The 18,398-nt window shown below is 66.6% G+C and carries 17 protein-coding genes and 1 pseudogene; 3 read left to right on the top strand and 15 right to left on the bottom strand.

Annotated elements, in window-relative coordinates; translation table 11 throughout:
• Positions 1–17 precede the first annotated feature (17 nt).
• From flgG to U5A65_RS33235, 6 genes are all read right to left on the bottom strand, one after another.
• A complete protein-coding gene (flgG, locus tag U5A65_RS33210; protein ID WP_321915340.1) occupies positions 18–806 on the bottom strand; it encodes a flagellar basal-body rod protein FlgG in 789 nt (262 codons plus the stop codon).
• Between the two features lie 72 nt (positions 807–878).
• On the bottom strand, positions 879–1,637 hold the full coding sequence (flgF, locus tag U5A65_RS33215) for a flagellar basal-body rod protein FlgF (protein ID WP_321915341.1): 759 nt from the start codon (positions 1,635–1,637) through the stop codon (positions 879–881).
• A 27-nt stretch (positions 1,638–1,664) separates the two neighbouring features.
• The gene (gene flgE, locus U5A65_RS33220) at positions 1,665–2,897 is read right to left on the bottom strand and encodes a flagellar hook protein FlgE (RefSeq protein WP_321915342.1); all 1,233 of its coding nucleotides are present in this window, start codon (positions 2,895–2,897) and stop codon (positions 1,665–1,667) included.
• A gap of 38 nt (positions 2,898–2,935) precedes the next feature.
• Positions 2,936–3,580, bottom strand: coding sequence for a flagellar hook assembly protein FlgD (locus U5A65_RS33225; protein ID WP_321948977.1), 645 nt, complete (start codon positions 3,578–3,580; stop codon positions 2,936–2,938).
• Between the two features lie 198 nt (positions 3,581–3,778).
• Positions 3,779–4,204: a flagellar basal body rod protein FlgC gene (flgC, locus tag U5A65_RS33230; protein WP_321915343.1), complete on the bottom strand. Its 426-nt coding sequence runs from the start codon at positions 4,202–4,204 to the stop codon at positions 3,779–3,781.
• A 96-nt stretch (positions 4,205–4,300) separates the two neighbouring features.
• The gene (locus tag U5A65_RS33235; protein WP_321915344.1) at positions 4,301–4,816 is read right to left on the bottom strand and encodes a flagellar basal body protein; all 516 of its coding nucleotides are present in this window, start codon (positions 4,814–4,816) and stop codon (positions 4,301–4,303) included.
• Between the two features lie 246 nt (positions 4,817–5,062).
• Here U5A65_RS33235 and flgA point away from each other — a divergent pair, with 246 nt between their 5' ends.
• The 3 genes from flgA to U5A65_RS33250 all read left to right on the top strand — a co-directional run bounded on the left by flgA (position 5,063) and on the right by U5A65_RS33250 (position 7,415).
• A complete protein-coding gene (gene flgA, locus U5A65_RS33240; RefSeq protein WP_321948965.1) occupies positions 5,063–6,397 on the top strand; it encodes a flagellar basal body P-ring formation chaperone FlgA in 1,335 nt (444 codons plus the stop codon).
• Positions 6,398–6,577: 180 nt separating this feature from the next.
• The gene (gene flgM / locus U5A65_RS33245) at positions 6,578–6,922 is read left to right on the top strand and encodes a flagellar biosynthesis anti-sigma factor FlgM (RefSeq protein ID WP_321915346.1); all 345 of its coding nucleotides are present in this window, start codon (positions 6,578–6,580) and stop codon (positions 6,920–6,922) included.
• A gap of 49 nt (positions 6,923–6,971) precedes the next feature.
• Complete coding sequence (locus U5A65_RS33250; protein WP_321915347.1) at positions 6,972–7,415, top strand: flagellar protein FlgN; 444 nt, start codon at positions 6,972–6,974, stop codon at positions 7,413–7,415.
• A 90-nt stretch (positions 7,416–7,505) separates the two neighbouring features.
• Here the strand turns inward: U5A65_RS33250 and U5A65_RS33255 are convergent, their stop codons facing one another.
• The 9 genes and pseudogenes from U5A65_RS33255 to U5A65_RS33295 form a co-directional block, all read right to left on the bottom strand.
• Complete coding sequence (locus U5A65_RS33255) at positions 7,506–7,991, bottom strand: GNAT family N-acetyltransferase (protein WP_321948966.1); 486 nt, start codon at positions 7,989–7,991, stop codon at positions 7,506–7,508.
• A complete protein-coding gene (locus U5A65_RS33260) occupies positions 7,954–8,286 on the bottom strand; it encodes a DUF1778 domain-containing protein (protein WP_158758885.1) in 333 nt (110 codons plus the stop codon). The genes U5A65_RS33255 and U5A65_RS33260 overlap by 38 nt, the downstream gene beginning before the upstream one ends.
• A 236-nt stretch (positions 8,287–8,522) precedes the next feature.
• Positions 8,523–9,254: an RNA polymerase sigma factor FliA gene (locus U5A65_RS33265; RefSeq protein WP_158759173.1), complete on the bottom strand. Its 732-nt coding sequence runs from the start codon at positions 9,252–9,254 to the stop codon at positions 8,523–8,525.
• Positions 9,255–9,610: 356 nt separating this feature from the next.
• Positions 9,611–10,393, bottom strand: a pseudogene (locus tag U5A65_RS33270) (MinD/ParA family protein); the annotation flags it as partial.
• Complete coding sequence (gene flhF / locus U5A65_RS33275) at positions 10,386–12,491, bottom strand: flagellar biosynthesis protein FlhF (RefSeq protein WP_321937062.1); 2,106 nt, start codon at positions 12,489–12,491, stop codon at positions 10,386–10,388. The pseudogene U5A65_RS33270 and the gene flhF, both read right to left, overlap by 8 nt.
• Positions 12,492–12,817: 326 nt before the next feature.
• The gene (flhA, locus tag U5A65_RS33280) at positions 12,818–14,917 is read right to left on the bottom strand and encodes a flagellar biosynthesis protein FlhA (protein ID WP_321915350.1); all 2,100 of its coding nucleotides are present in this window, start codon (positions 14,915–14,917) and stop codon (positions 12,818–12,820) included.
• Positions 14,914–16,209, bottom strand: coding sequence for a flagellar biosynthesis protein FlhB (flhB, locus tag U5A65_RS33285; protein WP_321915351.1), 1,296 nt, complete (start codon positions 16,207–16,209; stop codon positions 14,914–14,916). Before flhB ends, flhA begins: the two co-directional genes overlap by 4 nt.
• A gap of 252 nt (positions 16,210–16,461) precedes the next feature.
• Positions 16,462–17,748: a DUF3443 domain-containing protein gene (locus tag U5A65_RS33290; RefSeq protein ID WP_415766061.1), complete on the bottom strand. Its 1,287-nt coding sequence runs from the start codon at positions 17,746–17,748 to the stop codon at positions 16,462–16,464.
• A 16-nt stretch (positions 17,749–17,764) separates the two neighbouring features.
• Complete coding sequence (locus tag U5A65_RS33295; RefSeq protein ID WP_321915385.1) at positions 17,765–18,283, bottom strand: DUF2844 domain-containing protein; 519 nt, start codon at positions 18,281–18,283, stop codon at positions 17,765–17,767.
• Positions 18,284–18,398 lie beyond the last annotated feature (115 nt).

Below are 18,398 nucleotides of genomic sequence, written 5' to 3' on the forward strand. Positions count from 1 at the left end.
TGACCAGGGACTCAGCCTCAGACCTGCATCTGGCTGAGGGTTTGCAGCATCTGGTCAGAAGTGGTGACCGCCTTGCTGTTGATTTCGTAGGCGCGCTGCGTCTCGATCATGTTCACGAGCTCTTGCACCACGTTCACGTTCGACGATTCCACGTAGCCCTGGTTGAGCGTGCCCGAACCGTTCTGGCCCGGCGTGGAAACCGTGGGCGCGCCCGACGACGCCGTTTCCGACATCAGGTTCTGCCCGTTCGACTGGAGACCGGCCGGGTTGATGAACATGGCGAGCTGAAGCGTGCCGATGGTCGTGTTGTTGGCCGTGCCCGGCGTCGTGACCGTCACCACGCCGTCGCTGCCGATGGTGAGCGAGGTGGCGTTGGCTGGCACCGTGATCGCCGGGATCACCTGGTAGCCGCTCGCCGTCACGAGCTGGCCTTGCGAGTTGGTCTGGAACGAGCCGTCGCGCGTATAGGCCGTCGTGCCGTCGGGCATCTGCACCTGGAAAAAGCCCGCGCCGTTGACCGCCACGTCCTTCGAGTTGCCGGTCTGCTGCAGGTTGCCCTGCGTGTAGAGACGCTCGGTCGCCACCTGCTGCACGCCCGTGCCCACCTGGCTGCCGGAAGGCAGTTCGGTTTGCTGGGTGGAGTTCGCACCCGGCTGGCGCAGCGTCTGGTACATGAGGTCCTCGAACACCGCGCGCGAGCCCTTGAAACCATTGGTGCTCACGTTCGCGAGGTTGTTCGAGATCACGTCCATCTGCGACTGCTGGGCCTGCATGCCGGTGGCGGCGATGTAAAGCGATCGGTTCACGGTGTCTTTCTCCCGGTCCGGCCTCGCGCGCGTCGTGCGGCGCGAAGCGGCCTTCATTTAACTTGAAATGGCTTAGCTGAAGTTGAGCAGCTGGTTCGCGCTCTGCTCGTTCTGGTCGGCGTTCTGGAGCAGCTTGGTCTGCATCTGGAACTGGCGCGCGTTGGTGATCATCGAGACCATCGCCGCCACCGGGTTCACGTTGCTGCCCTCGACCGACTCGGTCGCGACCTGGACGGTCTGGTCCGCGTCGGCGGGATTGCCGTCCGCCGTGTGGAACAGGCCGTCGTCGCCGCGCGTGAGCGCACCGGCCGGCGGGTTGACGAACTTGATCTGGTCGATCATCGCGATCGCGTTGGCGGGGCTGCCCGGCGCGATGGCCGAAACCGTGCCGTCCTTGCCGATCGTGATCGCCGAGCCCGGCGGCACCGCGATCGGGCCGCCGCCGCCGATCACCTGCTGGTTGGCGGCGGTGACGAGCTGGCCGTTCTCATCGACGTGCAGGTTGCCCGCACGCGTGTAGGCCTCGTTGCCGTCCGCGGTTTGCACGGCCATGAAACCCTGGCCCTGGATGGCGATGTCGAGCGGGTTGCCGGTGTGCGAGATCGCACCGGGCGTCATGTCCGAGCCAGGCGTCGCCGACAGCACGAAGGTGCGCGTGGTCTGGTCGTTCACCGTCGAGCCGTCGCCGAACGACATCGGCACGGCGCGAAAGTTGGCGAGCTGCGCGCGAAAGCCCGTGGTCGAGACGTTCGCGAGGTTGTTCGCGACGACGGCCTGCTGCTCGAGCGCCTGGCTCGCGCCCGTCATCGCGGTATAGATCAGTCGGTCCATGATGTGCCCGGTACGTGGTTAGGCGCGTTACATCTGCAGCAGCGTCTGGTCGACGGTCTGCTGCGTCTTGATGGTCTGCGCGTTCGCCTGGTAGTTGCGCTGTGCCGTGATCAGGTCGACGAGCTGGTTCGTCAGGTCGACGTTCGACCCTTCGAGCGCGCCGCCCGTGAGCGTGCCGTGGTTCGTGCTGCCCGGCGTCGAGACCTGCGCCACGCCCGAGGCGGCCGTCACCTGGAACTGGTTGCCGCCCAGGTTCAGGAGGCCGTTCGGGTTGTTGAAGTTGGCGAGCACGATCTGGCCGAGCGACATGGTCTGGCCGTTCGAGTAGTTGCCGGTAATCGTGCCGTCCGCGCCGATCGAAAAGTTCGAGAGCGTGCCGCTCGCGTAGCCGTCCTGGGCGAGATTGTTCACACCCGAGGCGCTGCCGTACTGGGTCGTGCCCGTGAAGTTGATATTGACGGTCTGGGACGAGGCGCCGTCGGTCGGGTTAATGGTGAGCTGGAACTGGCCGGTCGCGGCCGTCGCCACCCCTGCCGGATCGGTCGTGCCCGAGAGCGCGCCCGAGGCGTTGAAGCTCATCTGGCCGAGATCGGTCGTCGTGCCGTTGTTGACCGCGTACACCTCGGCCGAGCCGGTGGCGCTCTGCACGAAGTACAGGTTGATCGTCTGCGCGCCGCCGAGCGAGTCATAGCCCGTGATCGAGGTCGAGTAGTTGTAGCTGTTCGAGTCGGTCGGGGAGAACGTCGCGTCCGTCGGGGCAGTCGCCTGCGCGTTCAGGTTCAGTTGCGCCGTGACGTTCTGTGTCGCGACCGGCGCGATATTGGTCGTCGGCACCTGGAGCGGCACGGTCTGCGCCGTGTTGATGACGCCGGTCGAACTGGCGGCATAGCCCATCAGGTCGTTGCCCTGCGCGTCGGTGATATAGCCGTTCTTGTCGAGCTGGAACACGCCGTTACGCGAGTACGTGATCGTGCCGTTGTTCGACATCTGGAAGAAGCCGTTGCCATTGATCGCGACGTCGAGCGCCTGGCCCGTCGTGTTGATCGTGCCCTGCGAGAAGTCCTGCTGCACCGTCGAGAGCGCGGCGCCCAGACCGATCTGGTTGCCGACCGAAGTGGCGATGGTGTTCGCGTAGACATCGGCGAACTGCGCCGTGCTTTCCTTGAACCCGGTCGTGTTCGCGTTGGCGATGTTGTTGCCAATCACGTCGAGGTCGTTCGACGACGCGGCGAGGCCGCTCAATCCTTGCTGGTAGCCCATGTTTGTCTACTCCGCGCTTATCGCGTTGATTATCGAGTTCAGAGAATGGCGCCCACGCTCGAAAGCGGGACCGTCTTGCCGTTGGCGAGCGAGAGGCTCGCCGTGCCGTCCGACTGCTGGACCACGCCCTGCACCTGGCTCGCGACGAGCGCGGTGGCCGTGGCGGACTGGCCGTTGGTCGTCGCCGTGGCGCTGATCGTGTAGGTGCCGTCGGCGACCGTGTTGCCCGAGGTGTCCTTGCCGTTCCAGGTGACCGGCACGGTGCCGGCCGACTGCGCGCCGAGGTCGAGCGTGTTGACGACCTGGCCTGCCGAGTTCGTGATCGTGAGCTTCACGTCCGACACCGCCGAAGGCAGCGTCACGCCAAGCTGCGGCGCCGTGCCGCTCGACACCGTGGCGCTGCTGCCCGCTGCGAGCACGGTCGAGCCAATGAGCAGCGCAGCCTGCGCGTTCTGGCCCGCCGAAAGCTGCGTGGAAAGCGACGACAGCGACGTGTTGAGCTGCTGGATGCCCGACACCGTGTTGATCTGGGCGAGCTGCGAGGTCATCTGCGAGCTGTCCATCGGATCGGTCGGATCCTGGTTCTGCAGCTGCGCGACGAGCAGTTGCAGGAAGGTGGTCTGCAGGTCGCTCGCGCTCGTGCCGCTCGACGACGCCGAACTCGACGAGCTCGTGCCGTTCATGGTGTCGAGCAGTTGCTGCGACACGGTGGCGGTGCTGCCGCCGATGGTTGTGTTGCTGGAACTCAACGCGTTCTCCCTCGATTGCGCTTCGTGCTTGGCGTGTGGTGGTGGCGGGCGCGGCTTCGTTTCGCGCCCGCTGGTCTCTGTATTACTGTGTCGTGCGTGCTGTGCTTCAGTTCGCCGCTTCAAGTACCCGCTTTACGTACCGATGGTGAGCGTCTTGAGCATCAACTGCTTGGCGGTGTTCAGCGTTTCGACGTTGGCCTGGTACGAGCGCGACGCCGAGATCATGTTCACCATCTCCTGCACCGGATCGACGTTGGGCATCGTCACGTAGCCGTCCGCGTTGGCGGAAGGGCTGTCGGGGTCGTAGGTCTGCTTCATGGGCGTGGGGTCGTCCACCACGCCGGTCACCCTGACGCCGCCCACCTGCTGGCCCGAGGCCGTGCGCGCGCCGCCGAGCGGGTTGACCGCGAACACGACCTGCTTCGCCTTGTACGGCTGGCCGTCGGGGCCGGTCGTGCTGTCGGCGTTGGCGAGATTGGACGCCGTCACGTTCAGACGCTGCGATTCCGCCGTCATGGCGGAGCCCGCAACGCTGAAAATGTTCATCAGGGATGGCATGGTTTCGTTGACCTCACATCAGGTGCGCGTCGCGCGCGCGTTGGTCGTTCATGGCTTCGTTGTTGCGTACGTATTGCCGCTTCGCTCGCGCGCCGATCAGCTCGAGCCCGAGGTGATCGCGGACAACATCGTCTTGATCTGCTGCGAGACCACCGTCATGCCCGACTCGAAGTGCAGCGCGTTGTCGGCGAACTGCACGCGTTCGGTGTCGAGATCGACCGTGTTGCCGTCGAGCGCGGGCTGCACCGGCGTGCGGAACATGAGCTGGCTCTTGTAGGTGTCGGCCGGGCCGCCGGTCGGGATCAGCTTCGCGTCGCCGGCCATGTGGCCCGACTCCGTGGACGCCATCTGCATGCCGCTCGTCACGCCCGCGGGCTGCGCCATGGCGAGCGGCTGGACGTTGCCGCCCGAGGTGGCCGCCATGCCCGCCGTGCCGCCGGCGCCTTGCTGGCGCAGCGCGCCCGCAAGCGAAGCCGAGAAGTCCACGTCGCGCGCCTGGTAGCCCGGCGTGTCGGCGTTCGCGATGTTCGAAGAGATCAATGCCTGCCGCGTGGCGCGCACATCGAGCGCTTCGCGCCCAAAGGCGAATTCGGCATCGAGTTTGTCCAGCATCGGGCGTTCTCCGTGAAGCGAAAAAGGATTCGGCGTGAGCGCGGCAGGCTCGCCATCGGCGAAGAAACCGGCGCAAACGTTAGGCGCGTGACCCGAAGGCCTTTGCGCATGGAGTGGAATATTAGGCGGGGGTGGCAAGAACCAATCGGACGAATAGCCGGTAAAGCGCCCCTCTATTCGACGCAAGCGCGCGGGGGCGGCCGCCTAGAATGCGAAGCGTGTCAATGCATTCGATGGAGAACGACGATGCCGCAAACTGCCTCTTTGCGCAGGCCCGACGCGGGCCTGAAGCGGCGTGCGCGCGCGCTGTCGTGGAGCGTGTCCTGGACGTGCGTGCTTGGCTGCGCCCTGGGTGGCGCGCTCGCTCATGCGCAAACTGCGGCGCAAACGGCGGCGCAAACCGCACCGCAGCCCGAGGGCGCGGGCGGCCAGATCTTTATTGCGGGCAACGGCGACCGCGCGGGCGCCGACGCCGCGCAGATGAACGCGCTGCTCGCCAGCAACGCGAAGAAGCCTGCGGCGGCTACGGCCGGCAATACCGCCACGAATGCCGCCACGAATGCCGCCACCAATGCACCCGCCAGTGACGCCGCGCCGCTGCGCGCGGCCAGTTACGCCGATCTGAATTCGCGCGGCGTACCCGAGGACGCGCGCGCGGGCGTCGACTCGAACGGCATGATCACGATTCCGGGTCCCGGCGAACGCGCGCCCCAAGGCAACGCGCCGCGCATCGTCACGATACCCTCGCCGGGTGCGAGCGCTCAGCCCGTGCGCGTGCCGCCGGCCAACCCGAACAACGCAGGCACGCTCCAGCGCGTGAGCTTGCCAGGCACCGCTAACCGTGTCGCCGCCGTAGTCGTCGATGCTGGCGCGAAGCCGGTTGCCAATGCAAGCGCCAGCGCGCCGCCCAATCCGAATACCAGCGCCGTCGCCACGAGCGTGCAGACCGTACCGCCCGGTCAGCAGGACGGCGAATCGATTCGCGCCGTCGCGCTCACCTTCCTGCAGCAGCAGTCGGCGGGCCTGCCGGGCCACGTGAACATTACGGTCGCGCCGGTGTTCCCGCGCGGCCTCGCGGCCTGCACCTCGCTCGAACCGTTCATGCCGCCGGGCGCGCGCACGTATGGCCACACGACCGTGGGCGTGCGCTGCATCGGCGCGAAGCCGTGGACGCTCTATTTGAGCGCGCGCATTGCCGTGGACGTGACTTACTACGTGGCCTCGCGCCAGATCGGCGCGGGCGAGGCCCTCTCGGCCGCGGACTTCATGCCGCGCGCGGGCGACCTCGCGAACCTGCCGCAAACCATCATCACCGATCCCAACCAGGCAACGGGCGCCGTCGCGCTCGCGCGTATTGCCGCGGGCCTGCCGCTGCGCACCGACATGCTGCGCAGCGCGGCTTCGGTCGTGATCGGACAAACCGTCAAGGTGATCGCCGTGGGCAGCAACTTCACGATCTCCGCCGAAGGCAGCGCGCTGAACAACGCCGAACCCGGCCAGCAGGTGCGCGTGCGCACGAGCGGCGGCCAGATCATCTCGGGCGTGGTCAAGGACGCCGGCACCGTGCAGGTGCAAATCTAGGCTCAGCAAGATCTGGTAAGGGCCGGATCGAGGCGGTTTCAGCCCCAACCGGCGGCCCGATCCGGCGGTTTCCGGCTTTGTGCGCCAGCACACGTAACAGCATGTAACGGTGGGATTTTCGGCTAAAGTTCGGCCCGACCTATGCCGTTATCAAGGTCAAATCGATCAGGAAAGCCCATCGTGAAAGTTGACTCCTCCACCCGCAATGATCCGCGCCCGCTGCAGGATGGCCTTGCGCGCTCGCAAGCCGATTCGAGCGGCGTAAGCGCCGCCAGCACCGACAGCGCGGCCACCTCCGGCGCGGCAAGCAGCACGAGCGCTGCGGGCGCGAACGTGAACCTCTCGTCGCTGTCGTCGACGATGCGCTCGCTCGCCGCGAGCGGCTCCGCCGACATCGACACGGCACACGTGCAGTCGATCAAGGACGCGATCCGCAACGGCACGCTGCAGATCGATTCCGGCAAGATTGCCGACGGCGTGATTCAGACCGCCCGCGACCTCGTTAAGCCGACGTCGGCTAACTGACGTTCGACGCACGAGCGCCGCGCACACTTCGCTTTTTTGGTGCCTTGCAATGAAAGATGCCCTGTTGGCCACACTGATCGACGAACACGCCACGGTTGAGGCGTTCGCGTCGCTGCTCGCCTATGAAGAAAAGGCGCTCGTGTCGGCCGACGGCATGGAGGCGCTCCCGCAAATCGTCGAGCAGAAGACGACGCTCACGCAGCGTCTCGCAGGCCTCGAAAAGGCGCGCGACGCGCAGCTGGCAGGCCTCGGCCTCCCCGGCGGCCGCAAAGGCATCGAAATGGCCTGCGACGGCGACACGCGTCTCGCGAGCCAGTGGGAGTTGCTCAAGGGTTCGACCGAACGCGCGCGCCGCAAGAATCTCACGATCGGCATGATGATCCGCACGCGCATGGAACATAACCGCCGCGCGCTCGCGATCCTGCGCGGCGAAACGGGCAACGGCGCGATGCTGTACGGCCCCGATGGGCGGCTGCCGGCGTTCGGGCTGTAAGCGGCGCTCACCAGGGATTCGCCAAAGACAAAAGCCGAAGCGTTGCCGCTTCGGCTTTTTTGTTTGGGGCAACGGATCGCCTTCAGATTTTCATGCCTGCTTGATCGTCGCGACCGGCAGGAAGAGTCTGCGCGGCGCATCGGTGAACGGCTCAAATCCGTATTTCCGATAGAAGCCCGCTGCGTTCTCATCGAGCGCATCGACGAGAACACACTGCACGCCCACCGACTCCGCCGTCGTCAGAACAACATCCAGTGCGTGCATCAGCAGATATTCGCCAAGGCCCAGGCCCTGGTGCCGCCTGTCTACCGCCAGCCGGGCGAGCAGGACTGCGGACACGCTCCTCGGCAGCCGTGCGGCCGGCATTCCCTGCGTTTCTACCGCTGTCGCCGCAAGGGCGTAGTAGCCCGCAATCGTGCGCGGCGCGGACGACACCGCTGCAACGTAAGTGCGAGATAGATTCTTCTTTTGGTGCTGACTCGCTACGTGGCGAATCCATTCGCTCATCGAGTCGACGCCACAGTCGAAGCTGCTGCGGTCATCGCTCTCCCTCAGCTGACGAATCTGCGTTTGCACTCTTGTTCTTCCTGAAACGAGCCATCGCGCGCTGCAGCGCTTCATTGGGCTTCGGCGGCTCGTCCAGCAAAGCGAAGAAGCGCTTCGATTCGTCCATCGTCAGGCGAATGGAACGAATGACCTCTTCCTGCTCGATAACCTGCTCCGCGGCCCGAAGCGCGGCCTGCACAATAAACTGGTTGAGGGTGCTGCCCGAAAGGTCTGCAGCAAGCTGCAGGATTTCCTGTTTCTCCGCGCTCAACCGGGCAGTGATTCGCCCGCGGCTGGAGTTTTCCATACCGTTGTTGATAGCCATTGTTCATCCTTTTTTCGGGCCTGGCACACGCCTACATCGTTTGGCGGATGCGCGGCCCGCGGTTCACGTTCGCGTCGCTCTCCATTGACGGAGTGGAGCCACTATATCACGCGTGGTGACAAATTGGCACCACGCAATTCGAACTGCCCGCCAAACAAAAAAGCCGGAGCGCTCCCGCACCCCGGCTCTTTCACCGCAACCCAGCCCACGCCAGCGAAGGCGCGGCGTCTACCGCCTCAATTCTCCTGGCCGGCCCACGCCATCTCGCGCAGCCGAGTGCGCAGGCGCGCCACCGCCTGGCTGTGCAGCTGGCACACGCGCGACTCGCTCACCTCCATCACCGCGCCGATTTCGCGCAGGTTCATGCCGCGCTCGTAGTAGAGCGACATGAGCAGCTTCTCGCGCTCGGGCAGCCGCTCGATCGCTTCGACGAGCGCGCCGCGCAGGCTGTCGTCGAGCAGCGCCGAAAGCGGGTCCGAGTGATCGACGCAATAGCGGTCGAGGAACGGTTCGTCCTCGGCGGAGCGGTCGAAGTCTTCGTAATAGATGAGCTGGCTGCCATGCAGGTCCTGCAGCATGCTCTGGTATTCGTCGAGCGGCATGCTCAGATGCTCGGCGATCTCCGTTTCGCTCGCCGAGCGCCCGAGCCGCTGCTCCACCTGGTGCACCGCGCTTTCGACTTCGCGCGAGGTGCGGCGCAGGCTGCGCGGCAGCCAGTCGTTGCTGCGCAGCTCGTCGAGCATCGCGCCGCGAATGCGCTGGCTCGCGTAGGTCTCGAACTGCGCGCCCTGATCTTCCTTGTAGCGGTTGGCCGCGTCGAGCAGGCCGATCATGCCGGCCTGGATCAGGTCGTCGAGGTCCACGCTCGCCGGCATCTTGGCCACGAGCTGCAAGCCGAGCCGTCTGACGAGCGGCGCGTACTTCGCAAGCACGTCGGCCTGCGAAATTTTTCCTTGAGCGTTATACATCGTGCTCTCCACTTCTCATGTCCCTGATTGGCGTCGTCGTGAGCACGTCAGACGTGCTGCGGCGACGTGCGCTGCGCGGGCGTATCGGTCCGCCAGCCCACATGGGCCGGTGCGGACGCGGATGTTGCGTTGGGTGCGGGATGCACACCCGTCACGCTGGCTACGAACGAATCGGCGTTCGCGGCGAGCGCGCTGTGTGCGGCGTTTGTTGCATGCGTAGCGTGTAGCTGGACGCCGTCTCGCGGCACGCCGTCCAGGTCGTCGGCGGGTGCGTCGCCCGCCGCTTCGTGTGCTTCGTCCGCGGGGACGAATGCGGCGCTGGCGCGCGCCGTGGCCGGCGAGCACGCCGAAACCGCGGGTCGCATGGGCCAGTGCGGCAGTTCGGCGGCCACGTGCCGGAAGTCGCGCGCGGCGTTCGTCGAAGGAAACGCATCGACGATGCAGCGCGCGAGCTTGAGCGCCTGCGCCATGTGCTGATCGGCGGCGACGCATCCGGCGCTTTCGAGCGACACGCTCAGGTAGCGGCTCGCCACCCCGGCGAGGTTTTCGATTGCGGTGTGCGCGTCGCTCGCATTCGCGACATGATTCGCAAGCACGCGGAACTGTGCGATCGCATGCGCGAAGTGCAGCCGCTTCATGCACGCATACGCATCCGTGATCGACTGCGCACCGATGCGCATGACGATCAGCACGTCATGCGCGTGCATGGCGAGCGGCGAGAGCGCGCCTTCGGCATCGAGCTGCGCGTCGATCAACACGATGTCCGCGGGGCCCGAAATGACTTTTTGCAGTTGCGCGGACGTGTACTGCGCGCGGTTGTCGCGCGAGGCGGCCAGCACGCCGAAGCCGAGTGCGTGACGCCCCACGGCTTCGTCGAGCGTGCGCTCGCCGCGCATCACGGCGGCGAAGTTGCCTGCGCCGCGCACATTGCCCACCAGCGAGCAGACCGAGCGGGGTCCGAGGCACTCGTCGATCACGAGCACGTCCTTACCCTGCGCGGTGAGCGCCGCCGCGAGATTGACCACGGCGGTCGTGCGGCCGGGCGAACCCGCGCCGCCTGTGACCGCGACCACGCGCGAGCCTTCGCGCGCGAGGAGCCGCCGCAGCCCTTCAGCCTGATCGATTACGAACTTATCCAAACCTGACCTCGGGAGCCTGCGAATTCGAACGCGTCGAGAGTGCCGACAGCAGCGCCGGGATATCGTCTTCGTGCGGCACGAACGGCGAGCTCTCTCGCGGTATGCAGAACGCGCTGCGGATCAGGAAGCGGCGCGTCGCCACGTAAAGGTTCTCGGGGACCTTCTGGCCCGTCGAGACGTAATGCACCGGCAGCTTGTAGCGCAGCACCGTGTCGAGCGCGCTGCCGAGGTTGGTCGCCTCGTCGAGCTTGGTGAGGATGCAGCCCGTGAGCGGCGCGTTTTCCGGGCCGCTCTGGTAGGCCTGCACGACTTCGTTGAGCGTGTCGCCGTGGTTGGTCGCCGAGAGCAGCAGCAGGCGCTGCACCGGGCGGCCGGCGCCGCACAGCATGGCGATCTGGTCGGCCACGGCGCGGTCGCGCTGGCTCATGCCGATCGTGTCGATCAGCACGATGTGCTTGTTCTTGAGCTCGGTGAGGGCGAGCTGGAGGTCCGCGCCGTCGCGCACCGCGTGCACCGAAACGCCGAGGATCTTGCCGAAGATGCGCAGTTGCTCGTGGCCGCCGATACGGTAGCTGTCGGTGGTGAGGAGCGCGACCTTGCTCGCGCCGAAGCGCATCACGCAGCGCGCGGCGAGCTTCGCCGTGGTCGTGGTCTTGCCTACGCCGGTCGGGCCCATCAGCGCGAACACGCCGCCGCGCTCCATGAGCGCCTCTTCGTCTTCGAGCACCGGCAGGTTCGATTCGAGCACCGACTGGAGCCATTCCATGCCGGCTTCTTCGGTTTCGACTTCGGGCAGGCGGTCGATCATCATCTTCACGAGCTGCGCCGAAAAGCCCGCGGCGAACAGCTGCTTGGTGAGCGCGCCTTGCACCGGGCTGCGGCGCTGGCGTTCGCCCCACAGGAGGCCCGCGAACTGCTCTTCCATCATGCCGCGCATGGAGGCGAGTTCGTTCATCACGGTTTCGTTGACGACTTGCTCGATGCGCGCGCGGATCGCTTCGCTCACGGTCTGTGCCGCGTCGGCGCCCTGCGCGTTGCGGCTGCCGGGCGCGGGACCCGCGGCTTCCGGGCCGTGGCCGAGGCGCTGTGCTGCGCGGCGCGCGGCGACGTGCGCGGCCTCGAGCGCCCAGTCGGGCGTGCTGGCGTCCACATCGGGCGGCAGCACCGGATCGGCGACATTGCCAAGACCGCGTGCGGCTGCGGCCGCGGGCGTCATGCCCGGCACGCGCGGAGCGTTCTGCTGGTTTGCGATACGGCGAGCGTGATCGATGAGCCAGGGGTTCGACTCGGCCATCGTGCGCGGCGCATCGCTCGCGCTCGCGGCGGCGGCCTGCTCGAGGCGCGCCGCGGCTTCGCGGGCGGCGGCCGGGGCGTTGGCGTTCGCGGCCGGCGTCATGGACGCAAACGATGGCGCAAAGGCGGATGTGGCAAGCGACTCGGTCGCGGCCTGCAGCGCCATTTGCAGCGGCGAGTGCGCGTGCGGCACCGTTTGCTGCGATTGCGTTGCCTGCAGCGCGGCATGCAGCGTCGGCGGCATCGCCGATTGCGCGGCCTGCTGGCCTGCCGCGGCGCGCGACGAAGGCGAAAGCGACCCACCTGCGGCGGACGCTGCCGCCGGTGCCTGGCCCGTTGCCTGGCCGAGCGAGACAGCGGTGTCGGCGGCGTGATCGCCATCCGGCGTATCGGCGTCGGCATTCGCGCCGCCGTTTTCGGCGCCCACTTCCGGGCTCGCGCCGAACACCGATGAGAACACGTCCGGCATGCCGCTCGCGTAGGGGTTCGCCGCGCCGATCGGGGCGGCGAGCGCAGCCGGTGCGCCGGGCGCAGCGCGCGGTGAGCGCGGCATTTGCGTCATGGCGGAGGGCTGCGCGAACGCGCCGCCTTGACCACCCTGGCCGCTCAAGCCAACCAGCGCTTGGGCCGCGGCAGCATCGGCCGGCGCGATCGCCGCGAGATCGCGGTCCGCGAGCGCGACGATTTCAACGCTGCCGTCGTCGAGCGTGCGGTTCGACAGAACGACGGCGTCCGCACCCAACGCTTCGCGTACGAGCCGTAACGCGTCGCGGCTGGTGCCACCGATGAATTTGCGAATGTTCAAGCTGAGCCCCTGATGAGGTAAGCGGCTGATGCCGCCGCCGGTCGTCTGTTGCTGGAATGGCGCTGGATTGCTGCCGGCCGTGCGTCGCTCGCAAAGCCTTTTCCGATGTTGGAATTATTTCGAAGGTGGGGCCCCCATGATCGATGGATCAGGGCGGAGAAATGCGGGTAATTCGCGGAATCGGCGCGAGAGGTGCGCGAGTGGGAGAAGTGGCGTGTGGAGGCCTCCAGGCTGGCTTTACGCCACGCCCGCACGCGGCTCGACTAACGAAAAAGCCCGCCAAAGCGGGCTTTTCCTCGATCCGGTGGGCAACGCGCCCGGCGCGATCAATGCGCCCCGATCACATTCACCACCTTCACGTTGCGCGTATCCGGCACTTCGGCATACGACAGCACCTTCAGTTGCGGCAAGCTGCGGCGCAGGAAGCGCGAGAGCATGGGGCGCAACGCGTGCTGCACGAGCATCACGGGCGAGAGGCCCAGCGCTTGCTGACGCGCCATCGCCTGCTCCGTCTGCGTGAGCAGCGTATGCGCGAGACCCGGTTCGAGGCCGGGGTTCGGGCCCGAGGTGAGCGTTTGCGAAAGCACGCGCTCGAGGTTCGCATCGAGACCCATGACCTGCATGTCGGCGTTGCCGGGGAACCATTGCTGCGTGATCGCGCGGCCAAGCGAAATGCGCACCGCCGCTGTCAGATCGTGCGCGTCGGTAATGCGAGGCGTGTGCTCCGCGAGCGATTCCATGATCGTGCGCATGTCGCGAATCGGCACGCCTTCTTCCAGCAGGTTCTGCAGCACCTTCTGCAGCGTCGTGACCGGCAGCACCTTCGGCACGAGATCGTCCACGAGCGAAGGCGTGTCCTTCTGCACGCGCTCGAGCAGCGCCTGGACCTCGCGGCGGCCGAGCAGCTCGGCCGCGTGCATGACGACGAGGTGATTCAGGTGCGTCGCCACCACCGTGCTCGAATCGACCACCGTGTAACCGAACACCTGCGCCTGCTCGCGCACGTTCGAATCGATCCACACGGCGGGCAGGCCGAACGCCGGGTCCGTGGTCGGCGTGCCCGGCAGCACCGCGCTCACCTGGCCCGGGTTGATCGCGAGCCACTGGCCCGGATAGGCCTCGCCCGTGCCGACTTCCACGCCCTTCAACGCAATGCGGTAGGCGTTCGGGCGCAGTTCCAGGTTGTCGCGAATATGGATGACAGGCGGCAAAAAGCCGATTTCCTGCGCGAACTTCTTCCGAATGCTCTTGATGCGCTTGAGCAGCTCGCCGTCGGTGTTCTTGTCGACGAGCGGAATGATGCGGTAGCCCACTTCGAGGCCGAGCGTGTCGATAAGCGCCACGTCGTCCCAGGTCGCCTCGGTGTTCTCGGCCGGCGCGAGCGCAGCGGGCGCGGTATCCGCGACCACGGCGCTCGCCTTCTTCGCCTCGGCGTTCTTCTTCATCGTGCGGCCAAGCTGGATCGCGCCGCCGCCGAGCAGCAGAAACGCAAAGTGCGGCATGCCCGGAATCAGACCCATCATGCAGATGATCGAGCCCGTGATCAAAAGCACGCGCGGATTCGTAAAGAGCTGGCCGGTCAGCTGCGTGCCAATGTCCTCGTTGGTGCCCACGCGGGAAACGATCACACCGGCCGCCGTCGAAATGATGAGCGACGGGATCTGCGCGACAAGGCCGTCACCGATGGTGAGCAGCGTGTAGGTCTCGGCCGCCGAGCTGAACGGCATGCCGTGCTGCACCACGCCTACGATCAGGCCGCCGGCGATGTTGATGACCATGATGAGCAGGCCGGCAATGGCGTCGCCGCGCACGAATTTGCTCGCGCCGTCCATCGACCCGTAGAACTCCGCCTCCTGGGCGATCTCGGTACGGCGCTTTCTCGCCGCATCTTCGTTGATGAGACCCGCATTCAGGTCGGCGTCGATCGCCATCTGCTTGCCGGGCATCGCGTCGAGCGTGAAGCGCGCAGAGACTTCGGCGATACGGCCCGCGCCCTTCGTGATCACCATGAAGTTGATGACCATGAGGATCACGAACACCACGATACCCACGGCGAAGTTGCCGCCCACGAGGAAGTGGCCGAACGATTCGATCACCTGGCCAGCTGCCCCCGGGCCGGTGTGGCCTTCGAGCAGCACGATACGCGTGGAGGCCACGTTCAGCGAAAGCCGCAGCAGCGTGGAGAACAGCAGCACGCTCGGGAAGGCCGCGAAGTCGAGCGGCTTCATGGTGTACATGCTGACGAGCAGCACCATCACCGAGAGCGCGATGTTGAAGGTGAACAGCAGATCCAGCAGGAACGGCGGCAACGGCAGGATCATCATGCCGAGGATCATGCAGATCAGGATCGGTCCCGCCAGCGCGCGCAGATTCGTGCCTTGCAGCATCTCCGGGCGCCGCGCGAGAAAACCGGTGCGGGCGTTCATTCTGTTGCTCCTTCAGTGCCGTCGCGCGCCGGGTTCGTGTCGGCGCGTCCGGCGTTGTTCGATGCGGTATTTGCGTTGGTGCGATTCGCGGCCTCGGCGGCCGTGCGCTCATCTGGCGTGAGGGCTTCGTCGGCTTCGCTCGCTTCGTCGGCGTCGCTCACTGCGCCCTTGTCCATATCGGGCGGCACGTCGAGGTCGGTCGGCTCCATCGGCACGTCGCCGCCATGTTCGCGAAAGCGCTTGAGCTGATAGACCCACGCGAGCACCTGCGCAACCGCGCCATAGAGCGGCCCCGGGATTTCGCGATTGAGGTCGACGTTGTAGTAGAGCGCGCGGGCAAGCGGCGGCGCTTCGAGCAGCGGCACGTTGTTCTCGGTGGCGATCTCGCGGATGCGCGCGGCCACGAGGTTCACGCCCTTCGCGACGACCTTTGGCGCGCGCATCTCGCCATCGGCGTACTTGAGCGCGACGGCGAAGTGCGTCGGGTTGGTCACGACCACGTCGGCCTTGGGCACCTGGGTCATCATGCGGCGGCGAGCGGCGGCGCGCTGCTGCTGGCGAATGCGACCCTTCACGTGCGGATCGCCTTCGTTCTCGCGGTGCTCGCGCTTGACCTCTTCCTTGGTCATACGCAGCCGGCGGTAGTACGACCAGACCTGGTAGGGCGCATCGATTGCCGCGACAAAGAACATGCCCGCGACCGTCATGCCGCAGCACACCGCGATCAGATGCATGCCGTCGACGAAAGCGCGCGGCGCAGGCTGCATCGCGAGGCCGAGGATTTCGTCGCGATGGTTCCACAGCGCAGAGCCGCCGATCACCCCGACCACGGCCGTCTTCACGGTCGACATGCCAAGCTGGATCAGCCCGTTGACGGAAAAGAGGCGGCTAATGCCTGTGATCGGGTTCAGACGCTCGAATTTCGGTTCGAGCAGCTTCGTCGAGATCAGCCAGCCGCCGAGCGCCATGGGCGCGACGAGCGCCGCCACGCCCGTGAGCGCGAGCACCGGGATGACCGCGAGGAACCCCTCGCGCGCGGAAAGCCCCGCGCCAATGAGCATGCGCCGCGTTTCGAACGCGTCGGCATGGTTGAACGTGAACGCCGAGCGCAACATGGCTTGCAGATGGGAGCCGATCGTTCCCGAAAGCATCCACGCGCCAAAGAAGCCCGCCGAGAGCAACGCGAACGTGGATAGCTCCCGGGAACGCGGAACCTGCCCCTCCTCCCGCGCCTTTTCGAGGCGCTTGGGAGTGGCGGATTCGGTTTTATCGAGGTCGCTGTCCTCAGCCACGCATGCTCCGGTCGTGGGCGCGCGCCGCTCGTCGCGGCTGCGCGGCTCGCGCGCGCCCTTTTTCAGTGACAGCGATTATTGCCGCGCAAGGCAAGCGGCGATTGACGGAGTAAGCCGGGTAAATCAGGGTATTTCGGCCGATGGAAACGGGGCGCCATCATCGGCGAACGGCAGCGCGCGACGCGCAACGCGCTCGCGCGCCGCCAGGCGCGCTCAGTGCGCCGCTTCAGTGCACCGCTTCAGTGCACCGCTTCAGTACGCCACAAACGGCGCCTTGCCGCCGGAAGCGGTCATGTCCATGCCGTAGTAGACATAGCGGCCGTAGAAAAACGACAACCCGAGGTCGAGGGCTGCCGACGACCCGAACTGCCCGGCCAGGTTATTGGCCGCATAGTTCGCGCCGCTGCCGAGCAGGCTGTTGGCATTCGCGACATTGAAGGCCGCGGTGCCGGACGTCGCGCCGTTATTGGAAACGAGCGCCGCGCTGAAGGACTGCGTGGACGAGGGGCAGTAGAACGTGCCGAGATTGCCGCCGCACTGCGGCAGGCTGCTGTCGGCGAAGAAGATCGCGTTCGAACCCGAGTCGAGGAAGGTCTGAAGCGTGCGCCCGTTGAAGGTCGAGCTGAGCCTGCCCGATGAGTCCGTGACGAAGCTTTGCGAGGCGGTCATCGCGTTGTTCGACTGCGTGCCGATGCCGAACACGAGCGTGCCCGTCGCGCTGGGCGCTCCGCTGTCAGACACGGGCGCCATCTCCAGAATCACGCCGTTGCCGTCCGTGCCGAACTTGGGCACGGGATTGGCCACGAGCTGCGTTTGCGCGACCGTGGCCGCGACGCAGTTCGTGTTGTTTGGACAAGCGTAGTAGTTGCCGAAGGTGTCATAAGGCGCCACGCCGATACCGAGAATGCCGTTCGCGCCCAGTTCCTGCACCGTGTTCTGCGCGTTGCCGATGCCCGCGCAGGCCTGCGGCACCGTGTTCGAGGCCAGGTCGCCGATCACCTGGATCGGAATGTTGGACGCCGTCTCCTGGGCGAGCTTGACGTCGGCGGAACGCACGGTGCCCCACGTAAAGCCGTCCGCAAAGGCCGTGCACTCGGCGAGCGTGCCGCCGCTGACCGTGGTGGTGGGCAGCGAGTTCAGCACGTTCGGCAGCGCCGACGCGAGCAGACGCAGGCCGAACGACGCCGTATCCACCTGAACGTTGTCGACGGTCTCGCAGGTGCTCGTGCCGGCCTTGCAAATCGTCACGCTAACGGTGGGGATGTTGGGCAGCGTGCCGGTCAGTCCGCTGTTCACGGTGACGGCCACCGTGTTCGCGGCGGTGGACGCAGTGGGCTGCTGCGTGGGACTGGGCACCGCGGAGCCGCCACTGCCGCTGCCGCCACTACTGCCGCTCGAACTGCTGCTATTGCTGCCGCCCCCGCCTCCGCAGGCGGCGACAAGCGAAACGAAAGCCACGAGCGCGACGGTCGAAAGGAACTGGAAAGGGCGCAGCCACACGCTGCGCGAATCGCGTGAAGTCAGCACTGAAGTCAGCACGTTCGGCCTCCGCTCGTCACTGGATATCGGAGCCGCTGACGCCTGCAGGCAGTGCCTGCGGCAGCCATGCCTGCCCGGAGAAGGCGCCCATGTGGCCGCCCGAATGCACGATGACGTTCGAGTTTTCGACCACGCCCGGCCCGCGCACGAGACCGGCGGCGTGGCTCGCCTTCACCCCGGCCGTGTATTGGGGAAAGTAGCTGCCTAGCAGCGTGGCGAGATTGGGCATCTGCGGACCGTCCCAGGCAACGCCGAATACCGTGCCGGCCGGCGTGAGATACTCGCGCACGACGGTGCCGTTGGCGAGCGTGGTCTGCTGGACGGTGTAGGTGGAGGTCGCGGAGGCGCCGGAAGTCGCCGCTTGCACCGCTGCGCGCGCAACGGCGGACGCGTTGCCGGTCGCGGCGGCCGCCGAGGCGGCGCTCAGGGTGCTCACGCTCGCGCCCGCCGGTGTGGGCATGGGTGCGCCGCCGAGCGCGGCTTGCGCCGGGGGCGCCGCGAGCAGTGCGCAAAGCAGTGAAGCGGGAAGCGCCACACCTGGCGCGCAGCGGGTTGCGGCGCGGCGCGCGAACCGACGCGCCGCCTTGCCACAGAACGATGTGTATGGATACAAGGCGTCCCCTCCCTCCGGCGATGGCGCGTTGCACCAT

The sequence above is a fragment of the Paraburkholderia sp. J10-1 genome, from assembly GCF_905220165.1.
Classification (GTDB): Bacteria; Pseudomonadota; Gammaproteobacteria; order Burkholderiales; family Burkholderiaceae; genus Paraburkholderia.